Source organism: Saccharibacter floricola DSM 15669 (genome assembly GCF_000378165.1).
In the GTDB taxonomy this organism is placed as follows: Bacteria; Pseudomonadota; Alphaproteobacteria; order Acetobacterales; family Acetobacteraceae; genus Saccharibacter; species Saccharibacter floricola.
On sequence record NZ_KB899343.1, the window covers coordinates 14334 to 36999 of the forward strand.

At 53.7% G+C, this 22666-nt stretch carries 22 protein-coding genes, 1 tRNA gene and 1 riboswitch; of the genes, 11 read left to right on the forward strand and 12 right to left on the reverse strand.

Translation table 11 applies throughout. The annotated features are described in order from the left end of the window. From F457_RS0109140 to ccmC, 6 genes are read right to left on the reverse strand one after another with little or no spacing between them, the layout of a single operon-like run. Positions 1-438 carry a cytochrome c-type biogenesis protein gene (locus F457_RS0109140; RefSeq protein WP_026294322.1) on the reverse strand — a complete coding sequence of 146 codons (438 nt, stop codon included), beginning with the start codon at positions 436-438 and terminating at the stop codon, positions 1-3. Then, positions 435-998, reverse strand: a complete 564-nt coding sequence (locus tag F457_RS0109145; RefSeq protein WP_018980838.1) for a redoxin domain-containing protein — start codon at positions 996-998, stop codon at positions 435-437. The genes F457_RS0109140 and F457_RS0109145 overlap by 4 nt, the downstream gene beginning before the upstream one ends. After that, positions 995-2941, reverse strand: a complete 1947-nt coding sequence (locus F457_RS0109150) for a heme lyase CcmF/NrfE family subunit (protein WP_018980839.1) — start codon at positions 2939-2941, stop codon at positions 995-997. Before F457_RS0109150 ends, F457_RS0109145 begins: the two co-directional genes overlap by 4 nt. Continuing rightward, positions 2938-3471, reverse strand: a complete 534-nt coding sequence (ccmE, locus tag F457_RS0109155) for a cytochrome c maturation protein CcmE (RefSeq protein ID WP_018980840.1) — start codon at positions 3469-3471, stop codon at positions 2938-2940. The genes F457_RS0109150 and ccmE overlap by 4 nt, the downstream gene beginning before the upstream one ends. 2 nt (positions 3472-3473) lie before the next feature. After that, complete coding sequence (locus F457_RS13810) at positions 3474-3617, reverse strand: heme exporter protein CcmD (RefSeq protein ID WP_156809418.1); 144 nt, start codon at positions 3615-3617, stop codon at positions 3474-3476. After that, positions 3614-4459, reverse strand: a complete 846-nt coding sequence (gene ccmC, locus F457_RS0109160) for a heme ABC transporter permease CcmC (protein ID WP_018980841.1) — start codon at positions 4457-4459, stop codon at positions 3614-3616. The genes F457_RS13810 and ccmC overlap by 4 nt, the downstream gene beginning before the upstream one ends. On the opposite strand from ccmC, the gene F457_RS0109165 reads away from it, so the two are divergent. Beyond that, complete coding sequence (locus F457_RS0109165; protein ID WP_018980842.1) at positions 4458-4874, forward strand: EVE domain-containing protein; 417 nt, start codon at positions 4458-4460, stop codon at positions 4872-4874. The genes ccmC and F457_RS0109165 overlap by 2 nt on opposite strands. A 47-nt stretch (positions 4875-4921) precedes the next feature. Then, positions 4922-5761: an EcsC family protein gene (locus tag F457_RS0109170; RefSeq protein ID WP_018980843.1), complete on the forward strand. Its 840-nt coding sequence runs from the start codon at positions 4922-4924 to the stop codon at positions 5759-5761. Here the strand turns inward: F457_RS0109170 and F457_RS0109175 are convergent. Next, positions 5728-5955, reverse strand: a complete 228-nt coding sequence (locus tag F457_RS0109175; RefSeq protein WP_018980844.1) for a hypothetical protein — start codon at positions 5953-5955, stop codon at positions 5728-5730. The genes F457_RS0109170 and F457_RS0109175 overlap by 34 nt on opposite strands. Before the next feature lie 41 nt (positions 5956-5996). Between F457_RS0109175 and aat the strand changes: the two genes are divergently transcribed. Genes aat through F457_RS0109215 form a run of 8 tightly spaced genes read left to right on the forward strand, consistent with a single transcriptional unit; the run spans position 5997 to position 16950 of the window. Then, entirely contained in the window at positions 5997-6680 is a 684-nt protein-coding gene (gene aat, locus F457_RS12760) for a leucyl/phenylalanyl-tRNA--protein transferase (RefSeq protein ID WP_040921052.1), read from the forward strand. Further along, positions 6664-7431, forward strand: coding sequence for a hypothetical protein (locus tag F457_RS0109185; RefSeq protein ID WP_018980846.1), 768 nt, complete (start codon positions 6664-6666; stop codon positions 7429-7431). The genes aat and F457_RS0109185 overlap by 17 nt, the downstream gene beginning before the upstream one ends. A 33-nt stretch (positions 7432-7464) precedes the next feature. Continuing rightward, positions 7465-7962 (forward strand): thioredoxin-dependent thiol peroxidase, encoded by a 498-nt coding sequence (gene bcp / locus F457_RS0109190; RefSeq protein WP_018980847.1) that lies wholly within the window; start codon positions 7465-7467, stop codon positions 7960-7962. A 24-nt stretch (positions 7963-7986) separates the two neighbouring features. Beyond that, complete coding sequence (locus tag F457_RS0109195) at positions 7987-11256, forward strand: AsmA-like C-terminal region-containing protein (protein ID WP_018980848.1); 3270 nt, start codon at positions 7987-7989, stop codon at positions 11254-11256. A gap of 47 nt (positions 11257-11303) precedes the next feature. Then, positions 11304-12686, forward strand: a complete 1383-nt coding sequence (locus F457_RS0109200; protein WP_018980849.1) for a replication-associated recombination protein A — start codon at positions 11304-11306, stop codon at positions 12684-12686. Further along, the gene (locus F457_RS0109205; protein WP_018980850.1) at positions 12683-13654 is read left to right on the forward strand and encodes an RluA family pseudouridine synthase; all 972 of its coding nucleotides are present in this window, start codon (positions 12683-12685) and stop codon (positions 13652-13654) included. The genes F457_RS0109200 and F457_RS0109205 overlap by 4 nt, the downstream gene beginning before the upstream one ends. A gap of 27 nt (positions 13655-13681) precedes the next feature. Beyond that, positions 13682-16252 carry an AsmA family protein gene (locus tag F457_RS0109210; protein WP_018980851.1) on the forward strand — a complete coding sequence of 857 codons (2571 nt, stop codon included), beginning with the start codon at positions 13682-13684 and terminating at the stop codon, positions 16250-16252. Continuing rightward, positions 16249-16950, forward strand: coding sequence for an ATP12 family protein (locus tag F457_RS0109215; protein ID WP_018980852.1), 702 nt, complete (start codon positions 16249-16251; stop codon positions 16948-16950). Before F457_RS0109210 ends, F457_RS0109215 begins: the two co-directional genes overlap by 4 nt. A 54-nt stretch (positions 16951-17004) precedes the next feature. Here F457_RS0109215 and ispF read toward each other — a convergent pair whose 3' ends face one another. Genes ispF through F457_RS0109230 form a run of 3 tightly spaced genes read right to left on the reverse strand, consistent with a single transcriptional unit; the run spans position 17005 to position 19983 of the window. Next, positions 17005-18228: a 2-C-methyl-D-erythritol 2,4-cyclodiphosphate synthase gene (gene ispF / locus F457_RS0109220; protein ID WP_018980853.1), complete on the reverse strand. Its 1224-nt coding sequence runs from the start codon at positions 18226-18228 to the stop codon at positions 17005-17007. Positions 18229-18246: 18 nt separating this feature from the next. Continuing rightward, positions 18247-18720, reverse strand: coding sequence for a Co2+/Mg2+ efflux protein ApaG (apaG, locus tag F457_RS0109225; protein WP_018980854.1), 474 nt, complete (start codon positions 18718-18720; stop codon positions 18247-18249). Between the two features lie 51 nt (positions 18721-18771). After that, positions 18772-19983 (reverse strand): aminotransferase class I/II-fold pyridoxal phosphate-dependent enzyme, encoded by a 1212-nt coding sequence (locus F457_RS0109230; protein ID WP_018980855.1) that lies wholly within the window; start codon positions 19981-19983, stop codon positions 18772-18774. A gap of 75 nt (positions 19984-20058) precedes the next feature. After that, positions 20059-20138, reverse strand: a riboswitch (SAM riboswitch). Between the two features lie 136 nt (positions 20139-20274). On the opposite strand from F457_RS0109230, the gene F457_RS0109235 reads away from it, so the two are divergent. After that, positions 20275-20348, forward strand: a tRNA-Gly gene (locus tag F457_RS0109235). A gap of 85 nt (positions 20349-20433) precedes the next feature. On the opposite strand, the gene F457_RS0109240 is transcribed toward F457_RS0109235, so the two are convergent. Both F457_RS0109240 and F457_RS0109250 read right to left on the reverse strand, forming a co-directional pair. After that, positions 20434-21186, reverse strand: a complete 753-nt coding sequence (locus F457_RS0109240) for a 2OG-Fe dioxygenase family protein (protein ID WP_026294325.1) — start codon at positions 21184-21186, stop codon at positions 20434-20436. 125 nt (positions 21187-21311) lie between these two features. Next, entirely contained in the window at positions 21312-22565 is a 1254-nt protein-coding gene (locus tag F457_RS0109250) for an NAD(P)/FAD-dependent oxidoreductase (RefSeq protein WP_018980859.1), read from the reverse strand. Between the last annotated feature and the right edge of the window lie 101 nt (positions 22566-22666).

The window sequence follows — 22666 nt, forward strand, 5'->3', positions numbered from 1 at the left end:
TCAGTCCTTCTTTAACGCTGTGTCTTGGGGGGAGCGGGCTTGCATGGGGCGTTTGAACCAGAGGCGATAGCTCAATGCACACGCGCTGCCCAGAGCCAGAAAAGGCATGAGCCATAATAAAGCGGTCTCGCCATTGAAAACAGGTTTAAGCTGGATAAAATTCCCGTAACGGTGAGACATCCACGCAAGAATGTCGCTTTTTTGGCGTCCTTGCGTCAGTTGTTGACGCACAATTTTGCGGAGATCACGCGCTAAAGGCGCGCTGCTTTCCTCAATGCTTTCATTTTGACACACAAGACAGCGGAGTTGTTGGCCAATCTGTTCGGCTTCCTGCTCTTGCTGTGGGTTAGGTAGAAGTTCTTTAGGGTCATCCACCGCATATGAGGTGGCAGGGCTCAACAAGAGGACAGTGAGAAAAAAAGAGTGGGAGAATCTCATAAAAATGGCCGAAGGAGCGGAAGGAGGTCATGGGTAATGACCTCATGAGTGAGGGCCGCTCGATGATGCCAGACAACATGGCCGCCGGGAAGAATGAGAATGCTTTCGGGCACACCCGTAATGCCCCATTCAATGGCGGCAGACCCGTCCTTGTCCTGTCCAACGCGTTCAAATGGTTGGCCATTACGGGCGAGGAAAGCGCTCGCGCGTTCGGGGCGGTCTTTATACGCGATGCCCCAAAGGGTGAGAGAGGGAGCTAACGCGCTCAAAAGCGGAAGTTCTGTGACACAGGGAATGCACCAAGAAGCCCAGAAGTTGAGTAAAATCGGTTTGTTCTGCTGAGTAAGGCTGGTGCACTCAATGCCCTCTATCGCGCCCTGAAGGCCCGGTAAAGGCGAAAGGGGCGGAAACTGCGGTACTGTGCCCCCGGAGGTGCGGATAGCGCGTGGGTCAAACTGCCCCGTCCTCATGGATGAGAGAATATGCTGGAAGCCCAGCCCGAGGGCTGCGGCTCCTGTGAGGGGTAAGGCAGCAAGGATATGGCGGCGGGTGAGCGTCATGAGGGCGTCCCTTGGGTGCGTTTCCTGCCGAACGGGCAGGCCATGAGTCCGCCACCTGCCATGATGAGCCCACCGAGCCAGATCCATGGTGCAAGGGGATTGTGATGAAGGCGTAGGATATAGCGCGTTTCCTGTCCTTCATGTTCTGTTGAACCTAAAACAGCGTAGAGGTCTCCTGTCAAAAAGCTGCGGATAGCCACTTGAGAAATCGTCTGGTGAGGATGGGAGAAGACGCGTAGGGCTGGATGGAGCTGTGCGATAGGATGGCCATGACGGCTGACGCGTAGTTCAGCAACCCGGGCATCATAATTAGGGCCGGGATGGTCGGTGACGGAGACAAGCTGCCAGTCAAGGCCATCAAGGGATTGGTGCTCCCCAAGGCGAGACGCAACGATGGTATGGTGGGCCGCACTCATTCCGCACAGACCGAGGATCGCTACCCCAACGCCAATATGAGCCAGCGTCATGCCCCAGATTTTGCGTGAGGGGCGGAAGGGATGTGTAGCGACACGAAGCTGATGGAATAGGGCGAGCACACTAGAGTATATAACCCAGACAGCGAGCACAGCGCAGAGGGCAGCCATGCGGTCAGGTAGAAAGACAAAAGCCGGGATACAGGCGGCACAGGTGCAGAGAAAGGCTGGATAAAGACGCTTGCATGTTGTGCGAAGAGAGCCGTGGAGCCAAGGCAGGGCGGGGCCAATCCCCATTGCGATGAGAAGCGGGATGGTGAGCGGAATGGTGGTGCTGTCGAAAAATGGCTTCCCAACAGAAAGCGTATGGCCGAGGAGAAGCTGGATAAAGGGTGGGTAAAGTGTGCCGGTGAGCACGACGGCGCACAGGGTGCAGAGGAAAAGAGTGTTGAGCACCAAGGCGCTCTCACGTGAGAGAGGCGTAAAAGAGCTCTCATCATGGAGGGAAGGCGCACGCCATGCAAAAAGCGTGAGGGCTCCGCCAACCACGAGGGCTAACAGGGTGAGAATAAAAACGCCGCGCGTGGGGTCATTGGCGAAGCTATGGACGGAGTTGAGGATGCCTGAGCGCACCAAGAAGGTGCCAGAGAGGGAGAATGAAAAAGTGGCAAGAGCGAGCAGAGCTGTCCAGATACGCAGGCTCTGACGTTTTTCGACAACAAGGATGCTGTGGAGAAGGGCGGTGCCGCTCAGCCATGGGATGAGTGAGGCATTTTCCACAGGGTCCCAAAACCAATACCCCCCCCAGCCCAGCACGTAATATGACCACCAAGATCCAAGAGCGATTCCGCAGGTGAGGAGTGCCCATGCCACAAGCACCCAAGGGCGGACGAGCGTTGCCCAAAGGCGCGTCAGCTGTCCGTCTATGAGGGCAGCAATGGCAAACGCAAACGGGACGACAAACCCCACATAGCCAGCGTAGAGGAGAGGCGGATGAACCGCTAAACCTGGGTCTTGGAGGAGGGGATTCATGCCCATCCCATCAGCGGGCATCGGGAAGAGGCGGGCAAAGGGGTTGGAGGTGAGGAGACAAAACAGGTCAAAACCGGCGGAGATCAGCCCGAGCACCCCCAAAGCGTGGCGTTTTAGGCGGGAGAGGGTGTTTTGATGCCGTGTGTGAATAAACGACACACAGGCACTGCATAAGCCCAGCAGAACAATCCAGAGCAGGATAGACCCTTCATGATTGCCCCAAATACCCGTTATTTTATAGAAAAGCGGTTTCGCGAGTGCGGAGTTTTCTGCGATATTTTGCACAGAAAAATCATCACGCAGTGCGGCAAGCATGAGGCACATAAACGCGAGGAGGAGTGCGAGAGCATGTGCCCAAGCGAAGCCCGGTGTTAATGGGCTGAAAAAAGAAGGGCGACCTTGCCGTTTGAGAAAGGGAGCGATGCCTTGGAAGAGGGCGAGAACACACGCTAAAGCCAGAGCGTAATGGCCTTCTTCCGGCCCGAAAAAATCCATCATGGGTGGGTCTCTTTAGGGGTGGCCGTCATCGCGTTCCAGCTGGCTGCGTTGGGTGGTGGGCCAAAGCGCGGGTCCCATTTCCCGCTGCGTTGGAGGGCATCGGCTACGTCCTTGGGCATATAGGTTTCGTCATGTTTGGCAAGAACATCATCGGCGAGGAAAACACCGTCAGTCTGAGGATGCCCGATCGCGACGATGCTCTGCCCTTCACGAAATAAATCCGGCACAATGCCATAATAATGCACGGTGATAGCTGCTTGGCCGTCTGTGACATCAAAGCGAATTTCGGGTTGTGCGGAGGAGAGGTTTTTATGCACAGACCCAGCTACGACCATCCCACCGAGGCGAATGGTGCGATCGGGAGGGGGAGGGTGGTTGAGGAGCTGCGACGGAGCCATGAAAAAGACAAGGCTGTTCGATAGCCCGTAGAGGGTGAGAGCTGCAGCCCCGCTCAAGCAAAACAAACAGACCATAACGATCCAGAGCCGGCCTATGGAACGTGACGAGGACAGGCGACGTGAACGTGTCATTGTCATACGGAGCGGTCAGTCTGTTGGTCAGACGTGAATTGCCGGACAGCGCGCCGATAGCGATAGATAGCGCCGATGGTGAGCGAGCCGAGGCAAAGACAGGCGATCCCATAACTGGCGAGTACAAAAGTCCACGCAGTGTTCATGGCTGTCCCTGTCGATGAGGGAGGGACGCTAAACGGCGCTCTAAAATGGCCGTACAGATACGGGTGCCGATAAGGGCAACGGCCCCTAATGAGTAGCCAATGGCGCATAGTAGGAGTGGCCAGAGCATAGAGAGCGACATGGCTGGAGCTCCGCTTAAAGAAAGCGTGTTGGGCTGGTGAAGCGTGTTCCACCATTGCACGCTGAATGTGATGATGGGGAGGTCAATCACCCCAGCGAGGGCGAGAAGAGCGGCGGCTTTTTGCCCGCGGGCGGGGCGGTCAAACGCGCGGATGACGGCCATATGACCGCAATAGAGAAAGAACAGAACCAGCATTGACGTTAAGCGTGCATCCCAGACCCACCATGTGCCCCATGTGGGTTTTCCCCAAAAAGACCCGCTGATGAGACAGAGCAAAGCAGCACAGGCACCGATAGGGCCAATTTCGAGGGCGGCAAGGTCAGCAAGGGGATGACGCCATATGAGAGAACAGGCACCACATAACGCTAACCCCACGTAGCAAGCAGAGGCAAGCCACGCCATCGGTACATGAAGATACATGATGCGTACGGTCTCGCCCTGCTGCCAATCAGCTGGAGAGAAGAAGAGCCCCCAGACGAGTCCGACAAGTAAGATCACGGCTCCTAGCCCCCCAATGATAGGGAGGCATGGACGCGTAAAACGTAGGAAAACGCCCGGATTGGCAAGGCGGTGAAACCAAAGAGACACGGTAAGAGACGGGCTCCTTTTGGGAGGACATTGTTCTCCATAATCTGAACCTTCTATACTCGCCAAGAGATAACGCGTTTGCAACGTCAAAGTCGGAAAAGGAAGTCCAAGCATGGCCTATTGGCTGATCAAGTCAGAACCAGCCTCTTTCTCGTGGGAAGAGCAGGTTCGTAACGATGTTGAGCCGTGGAATGGGGTGCGCAATTATCAGGCGCGCAATAATCTTTCAGCCATGCGGTGCGGTGACCGGGCGCTCTTCTATCATTCTGTGACTGAAAAGCGTATCGTGGGGGTCGTTGAGGTGGTGAAAGAGGCCTATCCAGACCCGACGACCGAGGATCAGCGCTGGGTGTGTGTTGATGTTAAAGCAGATGGGGCTTTTAAGAAGCCGATTAGCTTGGCAGACATTAAAGCAGACCCCAATTTAACGGAGATGGCGTTGCTCAAACAGTCGCGGCTGTCTGTTGCCCCTGTGACAGAGGCTGAATTTGCTTATCTGACTCGCCGTGGCGAGTGGGAACAAGGTTAAATGATGGTGTCGCCGTTTCTGGCGTAGACAAAACGGAGAAAAACCCCATGAACGCAGATCACGATACACAGTTACCCAGCACGTCTTTTATGTCGCGCGATATGGATGGTGAAGACCTCGCACAGCTTCATCAGGTCTTAGAGCAAGTTGAACAAGGGCGCGGCACGTTGGTTCGTTTGGCGGACTTGATGGGGGGCGCTGTTGGCCGGGCAACTCAGCTTGGTCTGCAAGGCTTGTCTATGGCGCCGGGCTTCAAAGCGAAGATACAGCGCGTGACAGAAACGGCGATTGAACAAGCTTTTCGGATTGCGATTTTAGGCGTTGAACGTGAAGGAATGGCCGTTTCGCGTAAAGTGCGGGAAAATATGATGCAGGCCGCTGTGGCTGTGTCCGGAGCTGCGGGTGGCTTTGGCGGGTTTGCAGGCATGGCGCCTGATATTGGCTTTACGACGCTTGCGATCATGCGTGAAATCGCGATGATTGCGCGTGAAAATGGCGAAGACCTGAACGACGAAGAGACGCGTCGTGCATGTTTGGAAGTCTTTGCTCTGCGTTCTGTCGCGACGGGACGTCGTGAGGGTGACGATGAAAACGAGCTTGGCTTTTTTGCGGCACGTGGTTTGATGCGCGGTCAGCCTCTTGTGATGTTGATGGCTGAAGTCGCTGGGCATTATGGGATTGCGCTGTCACGCAAGCTTGCTGCTCAGATGGTGCCTGTTGCTGGCGCCTTATGCGGTGCTGCGCTTAATTCTGCTTTTCTAGCGCATTATCGTGCGGTAGCGCGGGCCCATTTTACGATACGGCGGTTAGAGCGTACGCATGGGACGGCTGTGCAAGAGGCCGCTCAAGCTTATCAGGGGCGTGCGACGGGCGATGAATCTTTGTGATGTTTGGCTGAAAACTCTGCTTTAGCGCGGTGGGCTTTCTGGATGTCTTGATACGTCTCGAGCACCCCAAAGCCCACAATACCGAGCAGGCAAACGCATTCAAGCACATGCAGAATACGCGTCGTTTCTGGATAGAAGAGCTGAGTAAGTGCGCATATGACAAAAGCGATGACGTAAATAAAGGTTTGGGGCATGGTCTCTTCTTCCAAAGTAAGGTTCATGTCGTAGCACGATGATGATGGATATAACAGCAGAGCAGCTTTTGCGTGCCTATAGCCTTGGTCTTTTCCCGATGGCGCCAGACCGCGAGAGTGATGAACTGGAATGGTTTAGCCCTCAGGAGCGTGGGATTATTCCCCTTGAGGGCTTTCATGTACCGCGCCGGTTAATGCGTACCGTTCTTTCGGGCCGCTATCAGGTTTGTGCAGATCATGATTTTGCGGGGATGATGAACGCGTGCGCTGCCCCCGCGCCAGGGCGGGAGGAAACATGGATTAGCCCTCGTATTTGCACATTATATGAAGAGCTTTATCAGCATGGTTTTGCGCATTCTATCGAGGTGCGCCGCACAGATGGCAGTCTTGCTGGTGGGCTCTATGGGGTGGCCCTTGGGGGGGCTTTCTTTGGGGAAAGCATGGTCTCTCATGAACGCGACGTGTCCAAAATTGCCTTAGTTCACCTCGTTGCAGCCTTGCGCAAGGGGGGCTATCGTCTGCTGGATACACAGTATGTCACCCCTCATTTGAGTCGCTTGGGGGGAAGAGCTGTACCATTGTCTGATTATCAAAGGCGACTCAGTGAAGCGTTGACTGTACAGGCTATTTGGCCTGGGGACGTTGATTTATCTGCACTGCATAGTGAGATTATTGCGCTGCGGTTGCCTAAAGGGGGAGGAGATTATCATGTCTCATTATCGTAAACTCGGCTTAGTGGGTGGTGCTTTTGCTGCTATATTGGCTGCTGCACCAGCACATGCGGAGGCCCCGGCTGATCATCCAGCATTAGCACCAACGCGCGATGTTGTGGTGACTTATCGTTTCTGGGCAGGAGGGAATGCAGCGGCACCTGAGAAGAAGGTGATGGTGTCTTTTGCTGCAGATGGCAATCAGCTGCGCATTGATCCGATTGGGGTGCAGGGTATTACGATTTTGGATCGCTTAAAGCAACGTGTGACCTTAATCAGCACTGAGAAGAAGAGCTACATCCAGTTCCTCCCGGTTAATGGCCTCAGCAACCCCTTCATGCTGAGCTTGAATATGACCTATCACGCAGAGGGAATGGGGACTGTTGCCGGTCATGAATGCCGTCGTTGGTCGATTGAAAGCCCCAAAGGGAAGGCGCAGGCTTGCGTTACTGATGATGGGGTTATCTTGGCAGAAGCAGGCGTTGATTCAGACGGTGTAAGCGGGAAGATGGAAGCGCAGAATGTCACCTATCGTGATTTGCCTGCCAGTACGTTTGAGCCACCAGAAGGCTACCAAAAGATCCAACGGAACACACCTTCTCAAAAAGTACGCCAAGGTGAGCCTGTTCCGGGTGCTAATGTGGTGCACCATCATGCCGAGACAGGCCATCAGGTTGATACGACCCAGCCTGCTGCATCTAATGATTCAGCGGGTGATGGCAGCGTGTATCATTCAGACCAGCCGTCCCACGGGGCGGGCCAGTAATCGTAACGAATGTATCAATAAGGATTGGCAAGCGTGACAGATAAAGTGATTGAGGTTGGTGACCAAGGGCCGGCATTTTCGTTGCCTGCCCTCACCCCTGAAGGGGAGAGTACGGTGAGTAGTGAGTCCCTTAAGGGGGCTCCTTACGTGCTGTATTTTTACCCAAGAGCCTCCACGCCGGGCTGTACGACACAGGCTTGTGCGTTGCGTGATGCTTTGTCTGATTTGCGTTTGCCCAATGGGGAGACGCTCAAAGTTTTGGGTGTGAGCCCTGATCCCCTTAAAAAGCTTGAACGATTTTCACAGAAACAAGGGCTGAATTTTCCACTCCTGTCTGATGAAGAGCACATATTGGCCGAGGCCTACGGTGTGTGGGTGCAAAAGAAGCTGTATGGGCGGCAATTTATGGGGATTGAACGCAGCTCGTTCCTCCTTGATGGTCAAGGCCGTGTCTGTGCGATGAAACGTCGCGTTCGCCCTGCTGAACATGTGAGCTGGGTGCAGGGGGCGCTTGCTCATTTACCTGAATAATTGCGTAAGACGGACTGCCCTGCCATGAGTGATACGGATAGGCCAGCCCAACAACGTTCTGGTGCGTGGCGGTGGCTGCGTTGGTGCGTTATCGGTCTCTTTCTTCCGCTGGCTATTATCGCTGTTCTGCTTTGTTTTGTACTGTGGCGTTTAGCGCAAAGCCCGTTGGATGTTACGGCGTTGTCTCAACGGTGGGAGCCGGTGGCAGTGCAGCTGACGGCTGGGCAGCCGCCTGTTGGGTATGTCCATTGGGGGAAGATCCTTCTAGGCTGGAGCCCGCATAGACAGCATATTCCTGCAGGTTTATTGCTCCGGGTGGAGCATGTGAATCTTGTTCAAGGTGATGGCCGTGTGCTGAACCAGCTTGAGCATGTGGCTGCTGTGCTTAATTTGGCGGCTCTTTTGCGGGGGCATGTCGCTTTTCGGGCTGTGCGTGTGTCGGGTGCCCAATTCGCATTAAAACATTATGAAGATGGGACAATTGCTCCTGATATCATCGGTTTTCCACGTAAGTCTTTGACTTCTCGCAAAAAAGGGAACTCTTTAGCTTTTCTGGATGCTGACGCGCTTCGTGATGTTGAGATCAGTAATCTTTCTGTCACGATGCGTGATGCGCAGCGTGCTGATGCGGTCATGCATTTTCACATGCCTGCATTAGCGGTGCATTACCGGCGTCATTTTGGGTGGCAGGGGCACATTGAAGGAGCATTTCATTGGGGGCAGGAGGATGTGCCCTTCCAGCTCAATGCCCAATCAGTTCGGGAAGGGCTTACTCATCTTAGCTTAGATGTTCATCCTTTTGTGCCTGCGCGTTTAGCGGGGTGGCTCCCTCAAGTTGATGCACATGATATGAAACGGTGGCAGCTGCCTGTACAGCTTCATGCAGAAGGTGACGTGCAACCTAAAGGAATGGGTGGGCGGCCTTTAAATCTGCAAGCAGAGTTTTCTTTAGGGGCGGGAGATATTTTACAAACAGATCATGATCCTCTTCATCTGCAAGAGGGGCATGGGCGTTTTGATGTCAGATGGCAAGGCAATCAGCCTTTGCAGCATGTCGTGCTGGATCAAGGGCGTATTCGCTTAGTGATGCGTGATGGCCATCATCAGCTGGTGCCTGTCATGCTGTCATCACATGTGCAGATTGATGATATGGTGCATCCTTCTGCTGTCGATATTGCTGTGCAAGCCCGCATTCCAGCCTTTGATTTTGCGACTTTGGGCTCTATTTGGCCTTATGGCATGGCCAAAGGGGCGCGCCGTTGGATCACGACCAACATGACAGAAGGGCGAGGTGATGGGTTGGCCATTGATGCGCAGCTTCATAGTGCGACAGGGTTGAAGGGTTTGAGCGTTCAGCGCCTAGAGGGGCAGTTGAAAGGGCATGCGCTCTCTGTCTCATGGTTACGTCCTGTTCAACCTGTGACGAATGTGGAAGCCTCAGCACGTTTTCTTGACCCCAATACGCTGCAGATTGATGTTGCTCATGGTCAGCTTTCAGATGGGCAGCATGCGACGATTGCGGTGCCACGAGGGCGGATTACCCTATCGGGTATTTTGCGACGGCATAGCCAATTTGCTCATATCCAACTGGGTTTAGATGGTGCTTTCCCGTCATTTTTAAATGTGCTCTCTCATCCAAGGCTTCATCTGTTATCGAATCATCCGTTGTCGTTACGTCAACAGGCAGGAAAGATTGCGGGTGAACTGTCAGTAAGTTTGCCGCTCGATAAATCAGTGAAGATGGGCGATATTCATTTTGATGCTCAGGCGCAGTGTCAAAATATTACGTTTGACTCACCTGCCCTTGGTGCTGTGAAGGGGGGGAAAGGGCAGCTTCAGGTGACGTCGCAGGCAATTCGTTTCCAAGGCAAGGCAGATATTCGCCATATTCCTGTTGATGTGGTTGCAGAAGAACGTTTTCAAGCCAACGAACCAGGGCGCGTGTTGCGGTCTGTCAGGGCACAGACAGCGCTTGATACGGTGCTCTTGCGTAAGATGGGGCTGTCTCTTCCTGCTGGGATGATGAGCGGTGCTGCCCCGGTCACGGCTGTTTATGTGCAAAAAGGTCTGGGCCATAAGCACCGTCAAGGAGAGGTGCAGATCAATGCAGACTTTACCCCCGTTGCGTTGCGTGTGCCGTCTTGGGTTAAGCCGGCGGGTGTGCGGACATCGTTGAGCGCGCATATTCGCACTCTTGATGCTCGTATTCAAGCAGTCACAAATTTGCGTGCACAGGGGCCTGGGCTCTCTCTCGTTGGCGGTGCTATGGTGAAAAAGGGCCGCGTCTTTGGGGTGCGTGTGGATCATATGACCCTCGGGCGCAATGTGGGGCGTCTGCAGGCGTCTTGGCCAATAGGGGCAAAGGACAACACGCCCTATCATATTGATGTGACAGCAGAGAGTTTGGATGTGAGCCCGTGGTTTCAAGCTCATCAGTCTTCCACCGGGGCGCCGCGTTCTTCACATCTCCCGCACCGGGGTTATGCCAAGCCTCTTCTTCCTTCAGGGGAATGGGCTGTTTCTCTTCAGTCTGGGCGTGTGTTCTACCGGCAGGATAAAGCGCTGACGGATATGTCTGCGACTGTCGCATGGAAAGGACGCCGGTTGGAGCAGGCTGTTTTTCATGCGAAAGGGCCGCATGTTCTTTCTGTGCAGCTAGAGCCCGACTCTCAAGAGAAGCAAAGCCATGTGCTTAAGGCCGATATCGGTAATTTGAGTTCTCTTGTTAAAGAGCTTGAGGGCTATCAACAGCTTGAGGGTGGTCATGTTCATCTGGAAGGGTGGTTTACAGCTTCTTCTCCATCATCAAACGATTATGGCATGTGGGGATTGGGATTAGGCCCGTTTACAGGGCATATGCGTGTGCATGATCTTGCGCTGGATCATCCTCCGGCGGCCTTAACGGCGGCAACAGTGTTTGCGCCGCTTCATTGGGGACAGATTGAGCGCGATCGGTTTGAGAATTTGGCAGGTTCTGCCACGGTTAAAATGCAGCATACGGTTATGACAGTTGAAGATGGGCAGTTGAGCAACGCAATCCTTGGGGCTACCCTTGAGGGGAATGTTGATATTGTTGCCCAGCATCTTTCTCTGCAAGGAACGGTCTCGCCGCTTTTTGGGTTGAACCATGCGGCTGGGGGCTTGTTTGGTATGCGGTCGTTTTTTGCCCCAGAAAAGGGTAGTGGTGTGATGGCACTGACCTACACGTTGGACGGCACTTTTGATAAACCGACCTTTCAGACTTATCCGCTTTCCGTCTTCCTCCCAGGAATGTTACGCCATATCTTGCAGTGATGGGCGATAACGATGGAATGCCGATAGGTCAGGATGGTGAGAAGAATATGGATATGACAGCCGATACGTCTGATCTTTTTGGGGCTTCCTCTCCTTCGTCAGACATAGCTCCTCGTCAGACCTCCTCGGGTCAGGGGCGTCGTTCTGCCCCTCGGACGCAACCGTTGGCTGATCGTCTCCGTCCGACACGGCTGGAAGATGTGCGTGGGCAAGAGCATCTTCTTGCAGAAGACGGCACGCTGACACGTATGCTCTCGCGTGGTACGCTGCCGAGCTTGATTTTATGGGGCGGCCCCGGCTGTGGTAAAACCACGATAGCTCGTCTGTTAGCCTCACAGGCCGGGTTGTTTTACGCGCAGCTTTCCGCTGTTTTTTCTGGCGTTGCGGATTTACGGAAGGCGTTTGAAGAAGCTGATAAACGCCTTGATAGCACCGGCAAGGGTACGCTGCTTTTTGTTGATGAAATCCATCGTTTTAACCGCACGCAGCAAGATAGTTTTCTCCCTTATGTGGAGCGTGGCACGGTCGTACTGGTTGGTGCCACAACGGAAAACCCTTCTTTTGCGCTAAATTCCGCTTTGTTATCACGTTGTCAGGTGCTTGTTCTCAATCGCCTTGATGATGCAGCCCTTGAAGGGCTTCTGACCCATGCAGAACAGCTTACGGAACGAACTCTCCCCTTAACGCGTGAAGGGCGAGCATCTTTACGGGCGATGGCCGATGGGGATGGGCGTTATTTGCTTAATATGGTGGAGCAGCTCCTCACACTCACCACGCAAGAGGATGCGCGTCATCTAGGGCCGCAAGAGCTGGCGAAAGTGCTTGCGCGACGCCCTGTCCTTTATGACCGAGATCGCGAAGAACATTATAATCTGATCTCTGCTCTCCATAAATCGCTCCGTGGGAGTGACCCAGACGCGGCCCTGTATTGGTTTGCGCGTATGTTAGAAGGTGGGGAAGACCCGCGCTATATTGCGCGCCGCTTGGTGCGCTTTGCAGCAGAAGATATTGGAGAGGCCGACCCGTCGTCTTTGCCTCTCGCGCAAGCAGCAGCGCAGGCTTATGAGCGTTTGGGCTCGCCAGAAGGAGAGGTTCCTCTTGCACAAGCGGTGGTGCATATGGCCGTCGCCTCAAAATCGAATGGGGTGTATGCGGGCTATAAAGCGGCGCGAGCTTTGGCCAAAAAGACGGGGAGCCTTATTCCACCAGCTCATATTCGTAATGCGCCGACGGGGTTGATGAAAGACCTCGGTTATGGGGAAGGGTACGAATACGATCATAATCATGAAGACGGCGTTTCGGGGCAAAATTACTTCCCTGATGGGATGGAACGCGTCCAACTTTACCACCCTGTTAATCGTGGATTTGAAGAAAGGATCATAAAACGTCTGGACATGTTGGCTCAGAAACGGGCATCTCGCCAATCATGAGTGTTGAAAACCGTATCATAAGCGAAGATGAGGCTGACCTACGCCTTGATCGTTGGTTCCGTCGTCATTACCCGAATTTGACGCAAGGAGCTTTGCAGAAGCTGTGCCGTAAAGGGCAAGTGCGTGTTGATGGGAAGCGTGTTCAGGCGAATCATCGTCTTTTCCCGGGGCAGACTGTGCGTGTTCCGCCGCTGCCTGACCAAAGCCGTCCGGCTCCACCGCCACCGCCCGATCCAAATTTAACGCGGCGAATCGAGTCGATGATCTTGTATCAAGATGATCAACTTATTGTGCTCAATAAACCTTCTGGTCTGGCGACACAGGGTGGGCCGGGTATTCATGAACATATTGATATGATGCTTGATGGGCTCCGTCCGCCGGGCGGGGATCGTCCACGTTTGGTGCATCGGATCGACCGTGACACGTCGGGCTTGCTGCTTTTAGCACGCACACCGGGGATTGCTGCAAAGTTGGCTGCTGCATTTCGTAGCCGTTCGGTAGAGAAGACGTACTGGGCTATTGTAGTTGGGCGTCCGATGCCCGGTGATGGGGTGATTGATCAACCTCTTGCAAAGGTTGGTGCGGGTGGGGCAGCGCTCGTTGTGCCAGCAGACCGCCGCGATGAGGATGCGCAATCGGCCAAAAGTGCGTATGAGACGCTTGATGCCGCTGGGAAGCGCTTTAGCTGGCTGGCTTTGTCTCCGCTGACAGGGCGCACCCATCAGCTCCGTGTGCATTGTGAAAGCCTCGGGACGCCTATTTTAGGAGACCCTCGCTATGGCGCGAAGACGCCACACCCCACTGGTTTTGCAAAGCGGCTGCATCTTCATGCCCGCACGCTAACATTCCCGCATCCAGCGGGGGGAACACTGAGTGTGACAGCGCCGTTGCCAAAGCATATGGTGGACACATTCCGGATGCTTGGTTTTGTGGTGCAGGCGGCTCCTAAACCCAAACGCATTTCCTAATTTTTAAGACGCGAAAGGTCGCAGCTGATGAAAAAGCTGGTCGGAATTTTGATCATGTTGGTCGTGATGCTTTTGGGCATCAGTATCGGAACCTATATGCTGATTGACCAAAAGGCTGTGCGTGACCATGTCACGCAGGCTTTTCATGAACAAACCGGCCTTGACCTCAAGATGGAAACGGCTTCGTTCCAGGTGTTCCCGTGGCCGTCCTTCCATGCAGGTCAGGTGGTCTTAACGCGTTCTGGTTGCACGCCTTTTGTGCAAGCTCGATCTGTTCATGCGGATATTTCTCTTCTGGCGTTGCTGCATCGGGAAGTATCGTTTCAGGACTTCACTGTAGAGAATGCTCAGATTACCCTGCATCGTACGCATGATGGTGTCTGTTCTTCTTGGCTCCCTTTCACGGCGGATGACAAACCTGCAGCACGGAAAATGGGTGATGCTCCCTCAACAATCACTCCACATGCGCACTGGAAAGTCTCTTTTGACGCGCTCCATGTGACGAGCGCTCAGCTGTCTTGGCGTGATGATCATTCCAGCAAAGGGGAGGAACGCAGCGGCGGTTTCACGATTGCGTCGTTGGATTTACAGGGCATGCATAGTGTGAGCCCGTGGATTGACCTTCATGCGTATCATGGAGAAACGCCTTTCAATTTTAAGGGGCGTATGGGCTCTTTCCATCGCGTTCTTTCAGCGTCTACGCCTCAAGGTGAGCCATGGGGCTTTAGTCTTGGGCTGACGTTTGGAAAAGAAGGCCAGCAGGATCAGATGGTGATGGATGGTTCTTTTACAGACCCTCATCGTTTGAAAGGTTTACGCCTCAGCATGCAAGGCCATTGGGCAGATTTGCGCGATATAGAGCAATTATTCCCTCATATCGGGGTGCCAGCGGTGCAGTCTGTTGGTGGCATGGTAGATGTGCGTGAGCGTGATGAACCAGAGTTACCAGCGGGCGGGTTTCTTGAACGATTAGCGGCCCTACCGGGGAAGCTTTACCCAGTCCAGATGCATGTTCAGCTTGGTAGTGTCGATTTCCCACAAGGCACGCTCGGCATTGAAGCACCGTTGCATTTACGGCAATTACAAATGGATGCTGACGCGTCTCTTGCGCCACTTACCATTCATGGAGACGCGGATTGGGGGCGCTTTTCGTGGGGGGTTCGCGCTCAGCTTGGCACGTTGGAAAAAAGCGTGGCAGCGTGGAAACAGCCGGATCAGCCCACCGTTCCCCTGGAAGCAACCTTGCAAGGGCGTGATCGTAACCTCATGATGTTATTGAATCACCGTGAGCATAAAACAGCGGCCGAGCAAGATGGTGTGCAGTTTCATGCTCAAGGGACATTGGGGCGACAGGCGAGTCAGCTGAGTTTTGATGGACAAGCCGATATGTTGCAGGCACCCGAGCTTCCGGGGATTGAACAAGGGCTTTCTGGCACCATTGTACATGGCTTATCGCTAAACGGGCAGCTATCCGCAGGGGCGTTTTCACCTCAAGGGCTTAAACAGCTTGATGTGCATGATCTGCGTTTCGATAGTCGTGAAGTTGGGGGAGATGGGCGCTTTTCTATTACACGCCCCGTTGCCTCCCAACCGGCTTCTATTGAGGCTCATCTCCATTTAACGCATGCGGACGGAGACGCTCTCCTTCCTGCTTCTGTGCAAGGAGATGGAGAGGAGGCTTCCCCTTCGGCACAAGGATCGCAAGACCATTCTGATCGCCTTCAGGCCGTGCGTACCTTTCTTGATACGCATCATATCTTGCTGGATCTAACAGCTGATCAATTAGCGTTTTATGGAATGGATTACCGCGACGCTCATATAACCTTAGCTCTTGGGGACCGCCGCCTGTTGGTTGATCCATTAAAGGCCAGTGTTGGTGGGGTAGCGCTCTCAGCGAAAGTCGAGATTGATAACACCACGCATCCGACGACGGTGCGTGTGCAAGCAAGCCCATGGATGATGCCGTCAACGCAGTTCTTCCAACTTATTGGGCAATCTCCTGTCTTTGAGGGGCCTGTGCAGCTTGATGGTGCGCTTGAGACCCAAGGGGACACGCAAGAGGCTCTTCTCTCATCCCTAGAAGGCGCGATGGGACTTTCTGTGGTGAAGGGGCAGATTCATACTTCTGTTCTTGCTCCTCTGGCAGGTCCCGCCGCAGCATTCTTAAAGCTGGGGAATGGAACGATGGGCCTGCGTTGTGCGGCTGTTCGGGTTAATCTCCATCATGGGCAGGGCGTGTTGGAAGCGCTCGGTGCACAGACAAAGCATTTCCTCGTGAAGGGGCATGGGCAGGTCAAACTTGATGATGGTGCTTTGTCATTGCAGCTCCTGCCACATGTCAGCTTGGCCGGGAATGAGATGAGCATGCCGATACGTGTTGCTGGGACGATCACAGCACCGCAAATAACATCGCTCCGCACAGAAGGTGGGCAAAACCAGCTTGATATTGGCCAAGGCACGGAAGCGGAGGATCTTTGCCAAGAGGTGATTAGTAAAGCGCGTGATGGCCACGATGGTTTGCCTATTCCGGCTTTGTCAGGGGAGCATTCTCGCACCAGTGATATTCTCAAAGCCCTTGGGATTGGAGGAAAGCCGTGAGCCAGCCACGTAAACGTTTTTGGAAAGAGGTTACTTTAGACACGCAGAAGGGCGGTTTATACGCGCCGGCCTTGGATGGCCGTCCTGTCAAACTTCCTAAAGGCACGACACTGGCAGTGGCCTCTAAGGCTTTAGGGCAGGCTTTAGTGAAGGAGTGGCAGGCGATCGAGCCTAAAGCGCCCTTTACGCCAGAGGAACTGCCTCTCACGCGTATGAGTGGCACACGGATTGAGCGTGTGGCACCATATATGGACGAGATGCGGGAGCAGCTCTTGGCCTATGGATTGGATGACGCGTTATGTTATCGCTCTGCTGCGCAGGATGAACAGCTTGTCGGGCGGGTGCTGGCATGGGCGAAGCATCATCATGCTTTGTCCCCCGATGCCACAACAGGGATTATGCCGCTCTCTCATCCCCAAGCGTATCAAGACGGGCTAGCCCGTTTATTAGGCACGCTCGATGCAGATACGCTGGCGGCATTAGGTGTTATTGCCCCTGTTTTTGGGAGCTTGTTGCTAGCTTTTGCGGTTATATATGACGTGTTGAGCTTGGAAGAGGCGGTAGCACTTGGACAAGCGGATGAGCGCTATCAGCTTAAGAAATGGGGGCATGACGCGGAAATGGCCCAAACGCTTGAGCGCAAAGAGCACGATATTCGTGAGGCGATGCAGTTTCTTTCGCTCGTGCGGCAAGGCTGAATAGTCTCAAAAGAAAAAGCCCCCTTTTGGAAAAGGGGGCTGACGTGAGAGGGATTATTCTCCGCTATCAGGCACCATAAGGCTGACAGCAGCTGTCGCGGCAATGCCTTCTTCCCGTCCTGTAAAGCCCAGACGTTCTGACGTTGTAGCCTTGACAGAAATACGGCTGACATTGACCTTAAGAAGCTCCGCGAGGCGTTCGCGCATAGCTTGGGCATGAGGGCCGATCTTGGGGCGTTCGCAAATGATGGTGATATCAGCATTGACTAACATGCCACCCTTGGAGCGGATAAGGTCTCCGGCATGGACAAGGAAACGTGCGGAATCCATGTCGCGCCATTTATCATCACTGGGGGGGAAATGCCGTCCAATGTCCCCTTCAGCGAGGGCCCCATAGATAGCATCACAGAGTGTATGAATGCCCACATCAGCGTCAGAATGCCCGGCGAGGCCGCGTTCATGGGGGATATCAATCCCACAAAGAATAAGCTTACGATTTTCGGCAAAAGCGTGGACATCGTAGCCCAGCCCAACGCGGGGCAGCATAGGGGGTTGGTTTTGGTCCATGACACGGTCGAGACGCATCAAATCCTCCGAAACAGTCAGTTTAATAATATCTTCTGAGCCCATAACAATGGCGACATGATGCCCAGCATGTTCCAGTAGCCCTGCATCGTCTGTCAGCGCGGTGCGATGGCGATGATGGAGCTCACGCAGAAGAGGGAAGGAGAAACCTTGTGGGGTTTGTGCGCGCCAGAGCCCTGCACGGGAAACGGTGCCTGTAATGAGGTCGTTCTCGACCTTCTTAAGTGTGTCGCTCACTGGAAGGGCGGGAATGACCCCCTTATGCTGCTCTAAAGCCGCGATCGTGTCGGTTATGACGCGGGCTGGGACGTAGGGGCGTGCCCCATCATGGACAAGAACGAGGTCTGGTGGTTCGGGTAGTTGAGCGAGCGCGTCCAGACCGGCCCTGACACTATCATGGCGTTCTGCACCACCATCGACGGGAGGGAGCACGTCGAGTCCCTTAAGCGCTTCAGCGAGCAGAGGATCACTCCCGACAGGTTGAACGACGTCAACATGGGGCAGCAAGCTTAGGGCTGCATGGCGAATAACAGGAAGGCCACGAAGCGTATGGAACTGTTTGCTGATTGGCTGTGATGCGCCTTTTTCGTGCGTAGTTGCCGGGGCGCTCGCAGCAAAACGGCGCCCACGACCAGCGGCCAAGAGGAGGGCTGCAACACGTTTACGACGATAGGGTGCAGAAGAGGCGTTCAAGGCAGCAAAGTCCTTTTCTTAATGGATGAGGCCGCCATGATGGGGGCTATCAAGACTGACAGTGGGGATGGTGATGTCAAAATGTTGCCGACTATCGGGTGCGATCATATGAAAGAGCCCTTTCATAAACCCGGTTGGGGTTTTGAGCTCGGCACCTGACGTATATTGGTACTGTCCTTTGGCGGCAATAAAGGGCTGTTCCCCGACCACACCAAGCCCCTGCGTGTCTTCCCGTTGGCCGTTTGCGTCAAGTGTTGTCCAGCTGCGTGACAAGAGTTGCAGATTTTCAGAGCTGCCATTGTCAATAACGACATGGTACAGCCACGCATACTCGCCGTCTTCTGGTGTGGAATGCTCTTCCAGCCAAAAGGTGCGTACGCTGACGACAACATCATGTGTTGTCGCCGTATAGCAAGGAGGGGCCTTGAACTCTTCAGCTGTATCTAGGTCAAAGCGCGTTGTTGTGGCTGTATGGGATGAATCGTCAGACATGACGCCTTTCTAGAATCATCCCAGCCATTTGTCAGGTTCTTCTTCGTGCTCTTAGCCGGCTTTTATGGCTAAAGCAGCCTGAGCACCCCGTGTTAATTCATCAATAAGGTCTGCTGGGTCTTCTAATCCGACGGAGAAGCGGATGGAACCATCGGTAATACGAAGCTGTGCGCGTTCTTCTTCCGTCAGTTTTTTATGTGTTGTGGTGGCAGGATGAGTGACCAAGCTTCGTGCATCACCAAGATTGTTTGAAATGGCGATAATAGAGAAGGCATTCATGCAGGCAAAAGCGCCCTCTTTGCCATTGGCGACTTCAAAAGCGATCATAGAACCGCCATCGCGCATTTGACGCTGGGCAATGGACGCTTGGGGATGATCTTTCCGGCCTGGGTAAAAGACTTTTGTCACACCGGGGAGTTCAGCGAGCGCATCAGCAACACGGGCTGCATTACTGGCCATTTTTTGAGCGCGAAGATCCAGTGTTTCCATCCCCTTGAGGAGAACCCATGCATTAAAGGGGGAGAGCGTATTACCGGTATTGCGGGCAAAGGGCTGTAACTTTTCAGTGACCCATTCTTTGCTTCCCAAAACAGCGCCCCCCATTACGCGTCCTTGGCCGTCTAGGTGCTTGGTACAGGAGTAGATCACAACGTCCGCTCCTAGCTCTAGCGGGCGTTGACCAACAGGGGTGGCAAAGACGTTATCGACCATAAAAACGGCCCCAGCCTTATGAGCACGTTCAGCAATACGCTGAATATCAAGCACATCCAGCATAGGGTTGGAGGGTGTTTCAATCAGCACAACAGATGTCGGTTGAGAGAGGGCTTCCTCCCATGCCTTATCATCGCGTCCATCAAGTAAGACGGTGTCGATGCCGTAGCTTGGGAGTAAATGGCTGAGCAGCCAGTGGGTGGAGCCAAACAGCGCGGAGGAGGCAACGACGCGGTCACCGGCTTTGAGCCCGGCTAATAGAGCGCAAGAAACGGCCCCCATGCCTGTTGAGGTCATCAAGCAGGCTTCTGCCCCTTCAAGCAGAGCGAGGCGCTCTTGCAACGTATCTACGGTTGGGTTGCCGTAGCGGGAATATTGCAGGTGATCAATGGTGCCTTCAAAAGTAGCCGCAGCTTGCTCGGCATTGTCATATACAAAGCCAGAGGTCAGGAAGAGCCCATCGGACGTTTCACCGTGAGGCGTGCGGTTACGGGCATCATGGAGTAGATGGGTCGCTGTGCGCCATGAAGATGAGTGTGTGTGAGATGACATAGAGGATCCCTCCATCAATATCTGCGCATTGCCAAGCGCAAACGCTGTGGTGGGCCGTGGAAGTCCTGCTCTTTTAAGGGGAGAAACAGGGCCTCTTTAGCGCAATTTTTTAACCTCGCCGCAAGCCGGCCGCCCAAATCACGAGGTCTCCTCCAAAAACTTTAGAGGAAAGATAGGGCTTCACTATGAAGCTCCATAGGAAAGCCGTCAAGAAAAGCAGTACGGTTTTTCTCCCAATGGAGGGCTTGCATGACGCGGGAAGGGAGGGTAAGAAAAGGGCACATAAGAGATGCGGGTGTAGTTCAATGGTAGAACGGCAGCTTCCCAAGCTGCATACGGGGGTTCGATTCCCCTCATCCGCTCCAATGTTTCCCCAAAATAATATACTGTTCGTGGTGCGTATGGCACCGAGTCTCAGATTGATGAAACTGAAACCCGGTGAACCTGTATTTACTCGTAGCGTAAGGTGACGACTAAGACATCACGATGGGCAGGTTTGGTGGGGTCTTCAGGCTCCACAGCGGTCACACCGTGATATACGCGGTGATCATTGACAATGGCGGCATCCATCGGTTGAGCCAAGGTGAATGATCCAAGTGTGGTTTTTTGGTCGAGAGTATGAATGCTGGTGACCCCTTCGCGGATATTGTCGCGATCTACCATGAAGACAAAAACCCAATCGACACCATCACGGTGCATTCCTTCAGGTGTGGGTTTCGCTTGTGTCTGAGGGTCAGCTTCAATACGAAATTGGTGCACCTCTGCATGCCATTTATAAGGATGCTGTGAGGTCGGTGTCAGTGATGACGCCATGTCTGCGCTCATAGCGAGGATAGCGCGTAAGGTCGGGTGCTCGACAATCTCGTCTTTGATGGGACTAAACCAGCGCTCAATTCCGCCATTGAGCAGATTATAGTCGCGGCTTTGATAATGAGGCTGGTGTTGCTTCGGGGTGATATGGCCATCGGCGAGTGAGAAGGTTGCATAGCGTCGCCGCCGATAGCGCCCCCCATCGGCCATGTAGCGATCCACGCCGAGGTCATTCCAACTATCTGCAAAGCTTTCCCAATCAGCGGCATGTTGCTGCTGAAGGAGGGCTCGCGTCTGTTGGGCAGGGAGGAACATGAAGCCCTCTGCCTGGAGCCGGTTTTTAATAGCATCCAGCGAGATAGGGCCGGATGACGAGGTGGAGGAAGAGGTCATGGTCATCATGAGACTCATATGAAAAAGAAACGGCCCTTTCTGCAAGAGGAAAGCGTCGTTCTTTATAGGCCATTCATGATGAAGAAAGCCTATGGAGCGCTTATGAGGCGCTCCATAGAGATATATTAAGAATTCTTTTTAGAGGGTTTATCGGCCAAGTCTGGACGATTTGGGGAAAGATGCTCGCGCAGAGTGACAAAAGCCGTTTTGACAATACCGCTCAGGCAAAGCTGGTGTTGTCGAAATAGTCCTTCATGAACAAAGCGTGCAAAACATGCACCGATACCATGTCCACCAAAGGCTTTTTTCGATGGCCACATGCCCCATGCATTATAGTTTGCTAGAGCCACAACAGCGCCGCGATCGTGATAAGCGAAAGGCGGTGGGGTCTGCCCTTTAAGAAGGCGGGGTAGGGCGATGCGTCCTATATATTGCCCTTCTTGACGGGCTGCTTGTGCTGTCGGGGCGACTGGGTTGGTGTTAATATGTGAGCAATCACCTAGAGCGATAATATTCTCATCATCGACTGATTGAAGCGTCGATGTCACGATAAGTTGACCGCTTCGACTCCGCTCTAGCCCATCGAATAGATCGGTTGCTTGCCCAGCTTTAACGCCTGCTGCCCAGATGCGCATAGCGGCGGGAATTGAGCGTCCGTCTTTGAGGGTAACAGTCTGCGCATCAATGGAGCTGACCATCCCTTCAGTGATGACATCGAAGCCGATTTTCTCGAGCTCTTTTTTCGCTTCTTCAGAGACACTTTCGGGGAAAGCGGGCAGAAGGCGCGGCATTGCTTCAATCAATGTTGGTTTAAGCAAATGACGGCGCGCATGTTCCCCAAGTTCAGGCGTGCTATCAATCGCACGGCATAGCTCGGCGGCAAGTTGAACACCCGTTGCTCCACCACCAACAATGCTTAACGTGAGAGGCTCTCCCGTTTTTTGAGCCATGATGAGGGCGTTGCGGAAGCGCTCATGAAGGGCGTTGGCATCATTGAGGGTGTTTAGGAAAAGGCAGTGCTCCTGTGCGCCCGGTGTACCAAAGTCATTTGCGCGGGCCCCAATAGCCACCACGAGGCGGTCATAAGGGAGATGCTGACCATTATTGAGGTGCACAATTTTCTTATCGCGCTCAACTTTTTCCGGTGAACTTTGAATGAAATCAAAGCCAAAGCGTTTGGAGAGTTCTATAAAAGAAAAGAGGTTCCCGCCATGCTCAATCGTGCCAGAGGCGAACTCATGAAGCGAGGGCTTCCAGATGTGAACTGGGTTGGGGTCTACTAGGGTGACAGACGCTGTGTTTTGGCGGCAAAGAGTAATAGCGGCTTCTAGGCCGCCAATACCTCCGCCGAGAATGATGACATGTTTGTCAGCAGACATGGACCGCTCCTCAATTCTTTTGAGTGTAACAAATTACGAAAAAAGAATATCTCTGCTACCGGGGAGCGCTGCTACATACAAGCCCTATTAGAGTAATAGGG

Bases quoted from the DNA above. Each gene is read 5' to 3' on its own strand.
- F457_RS0109140 (WP_026294322.1), bottom strand. From the start codon at position 438: ATGAGATTCTCCCACTCTTTTTTTCTCACTGTCCTCTTGTTGAGCCCT.
- F457_RS0109250 (WP_018980859.1), bottom strand. From the start codon at position 22,565: ATGTCTGCTGACAAACATGTCATCATTCTCGGCGGAGGTATTGGCGGC.
- F457_RS0109195 (WP_018980848.1), top strand. From the start codon at position 7,987: ATGAGTGATACGGATAGGCCAGCCCAACAACGTTCTGGTGCGTGGCGG.
- ccmE (WP_018980840.1), bottom strand. From the start codon at position 3,471: ATGACACGTTCACGTCGCCTGTCCTCGTCACGTTCCATAGGCCGGCTC.
- F457_RS0109150 (WP_018980839.1), bottom strand. From the start codon at position 2,941: ATGATGGATTTTTTCGGGCCGGAAGAAGGCCATTACGCTCTGGCTTTA.
- F457_RS0109210 (WP_018980851.1), top strand. From the start codon at position 13,682: ATGAAAAAGCTGGTCGGAATTTTGATCATGTTGGTCGTGATGCTTTTG.
- aat (WP_040921052.1), top strand. From the start codon at position 5,997: ATGATGGATATAACAGCAGAGCAGCTTTTGCGTGCCTATAGCCTTGGT.
- ccmC (WP_018980841.1), bottom strand. From the start codon at position 4,459: ATGCTTGGACTTCCTTTTCCGACTTTGACGTTGCAAACGCGTTATCTC.
- apaG (WP_018980854.1), bottom strand. From the start codon at position 18,720: ATGTCTGACGATTCATCCCATACAGCCACAACAACGCGCTTTGACCTA.
- F457_RS0109170 (WP_018980843.1), top strand. From the start codon at position 4,922: ATGAACGCAGATCACGATACACAGTTACCCAGCACGTCTTTTATGTCG.
- F457_RS0109185 (WP_018980846.1), top strand. From the start codon at position 6,664: ATGTCTCATTATCGTAAACTCGGCTTAGTGGGTGGTGCTTTTGCTGCT.
- F457_RS0109145 (WP_018980838.1), bottom strand. From the start codon at position 998: ATGACGCTCACCCGCCGCCATATCCTTGCTGCCTTACCCCTCACAGGA.
- F457_RS0109240 (WP_026294325.1), bottom strand. From the start codon at position 21,186: ATGACCTCTTCCTCCACCTCGTCATCCGGCCCTATCTCGCTGGATGCT.
- F457_RS13810 (WP_156809418.1), bottom strand. From the start codon at position 3,617: ATGAACACTGCGTGGACTTTTGTACTCGCCAGTTATGGGATCGCCTGT.
- F457_RS0109200 (WP_018980849.1), top strand. From the start codon at position 11,304: ATGGATATGACAGCCGATACGTCTGATCTTTTTGGGGCTTCCTCTCCT.
- F457_RS0109205 (WP_018980850.1), top strand. From the start codon at position 12,683: ATGAGTGTTGAAAACCGTATCATAAGCGAAGATGAGGCTGACCTACGC.
- F457_RS0109230 (WP_018980855.1), bottom strand. From the start codon at position 19,983: ATGTCATCTCACACACACTCATCTTCATGGCGCACAGCGACCCATCTA.
- F457_RS0109175 (WP_018980844.1), bottom strand. From the start codon at position 5,955: ATGCCCCAAACCTTTATTTACGTCATCGCTTTTGTCATATGCGCACTT.
- F457_RS0109165 (WP_018980842.1), top strand. From the start codon at position 4,458: ATGGCCTATTGGCTGATCAAGTCAGAACCAGCCTCTTTCTCGTGGGAA.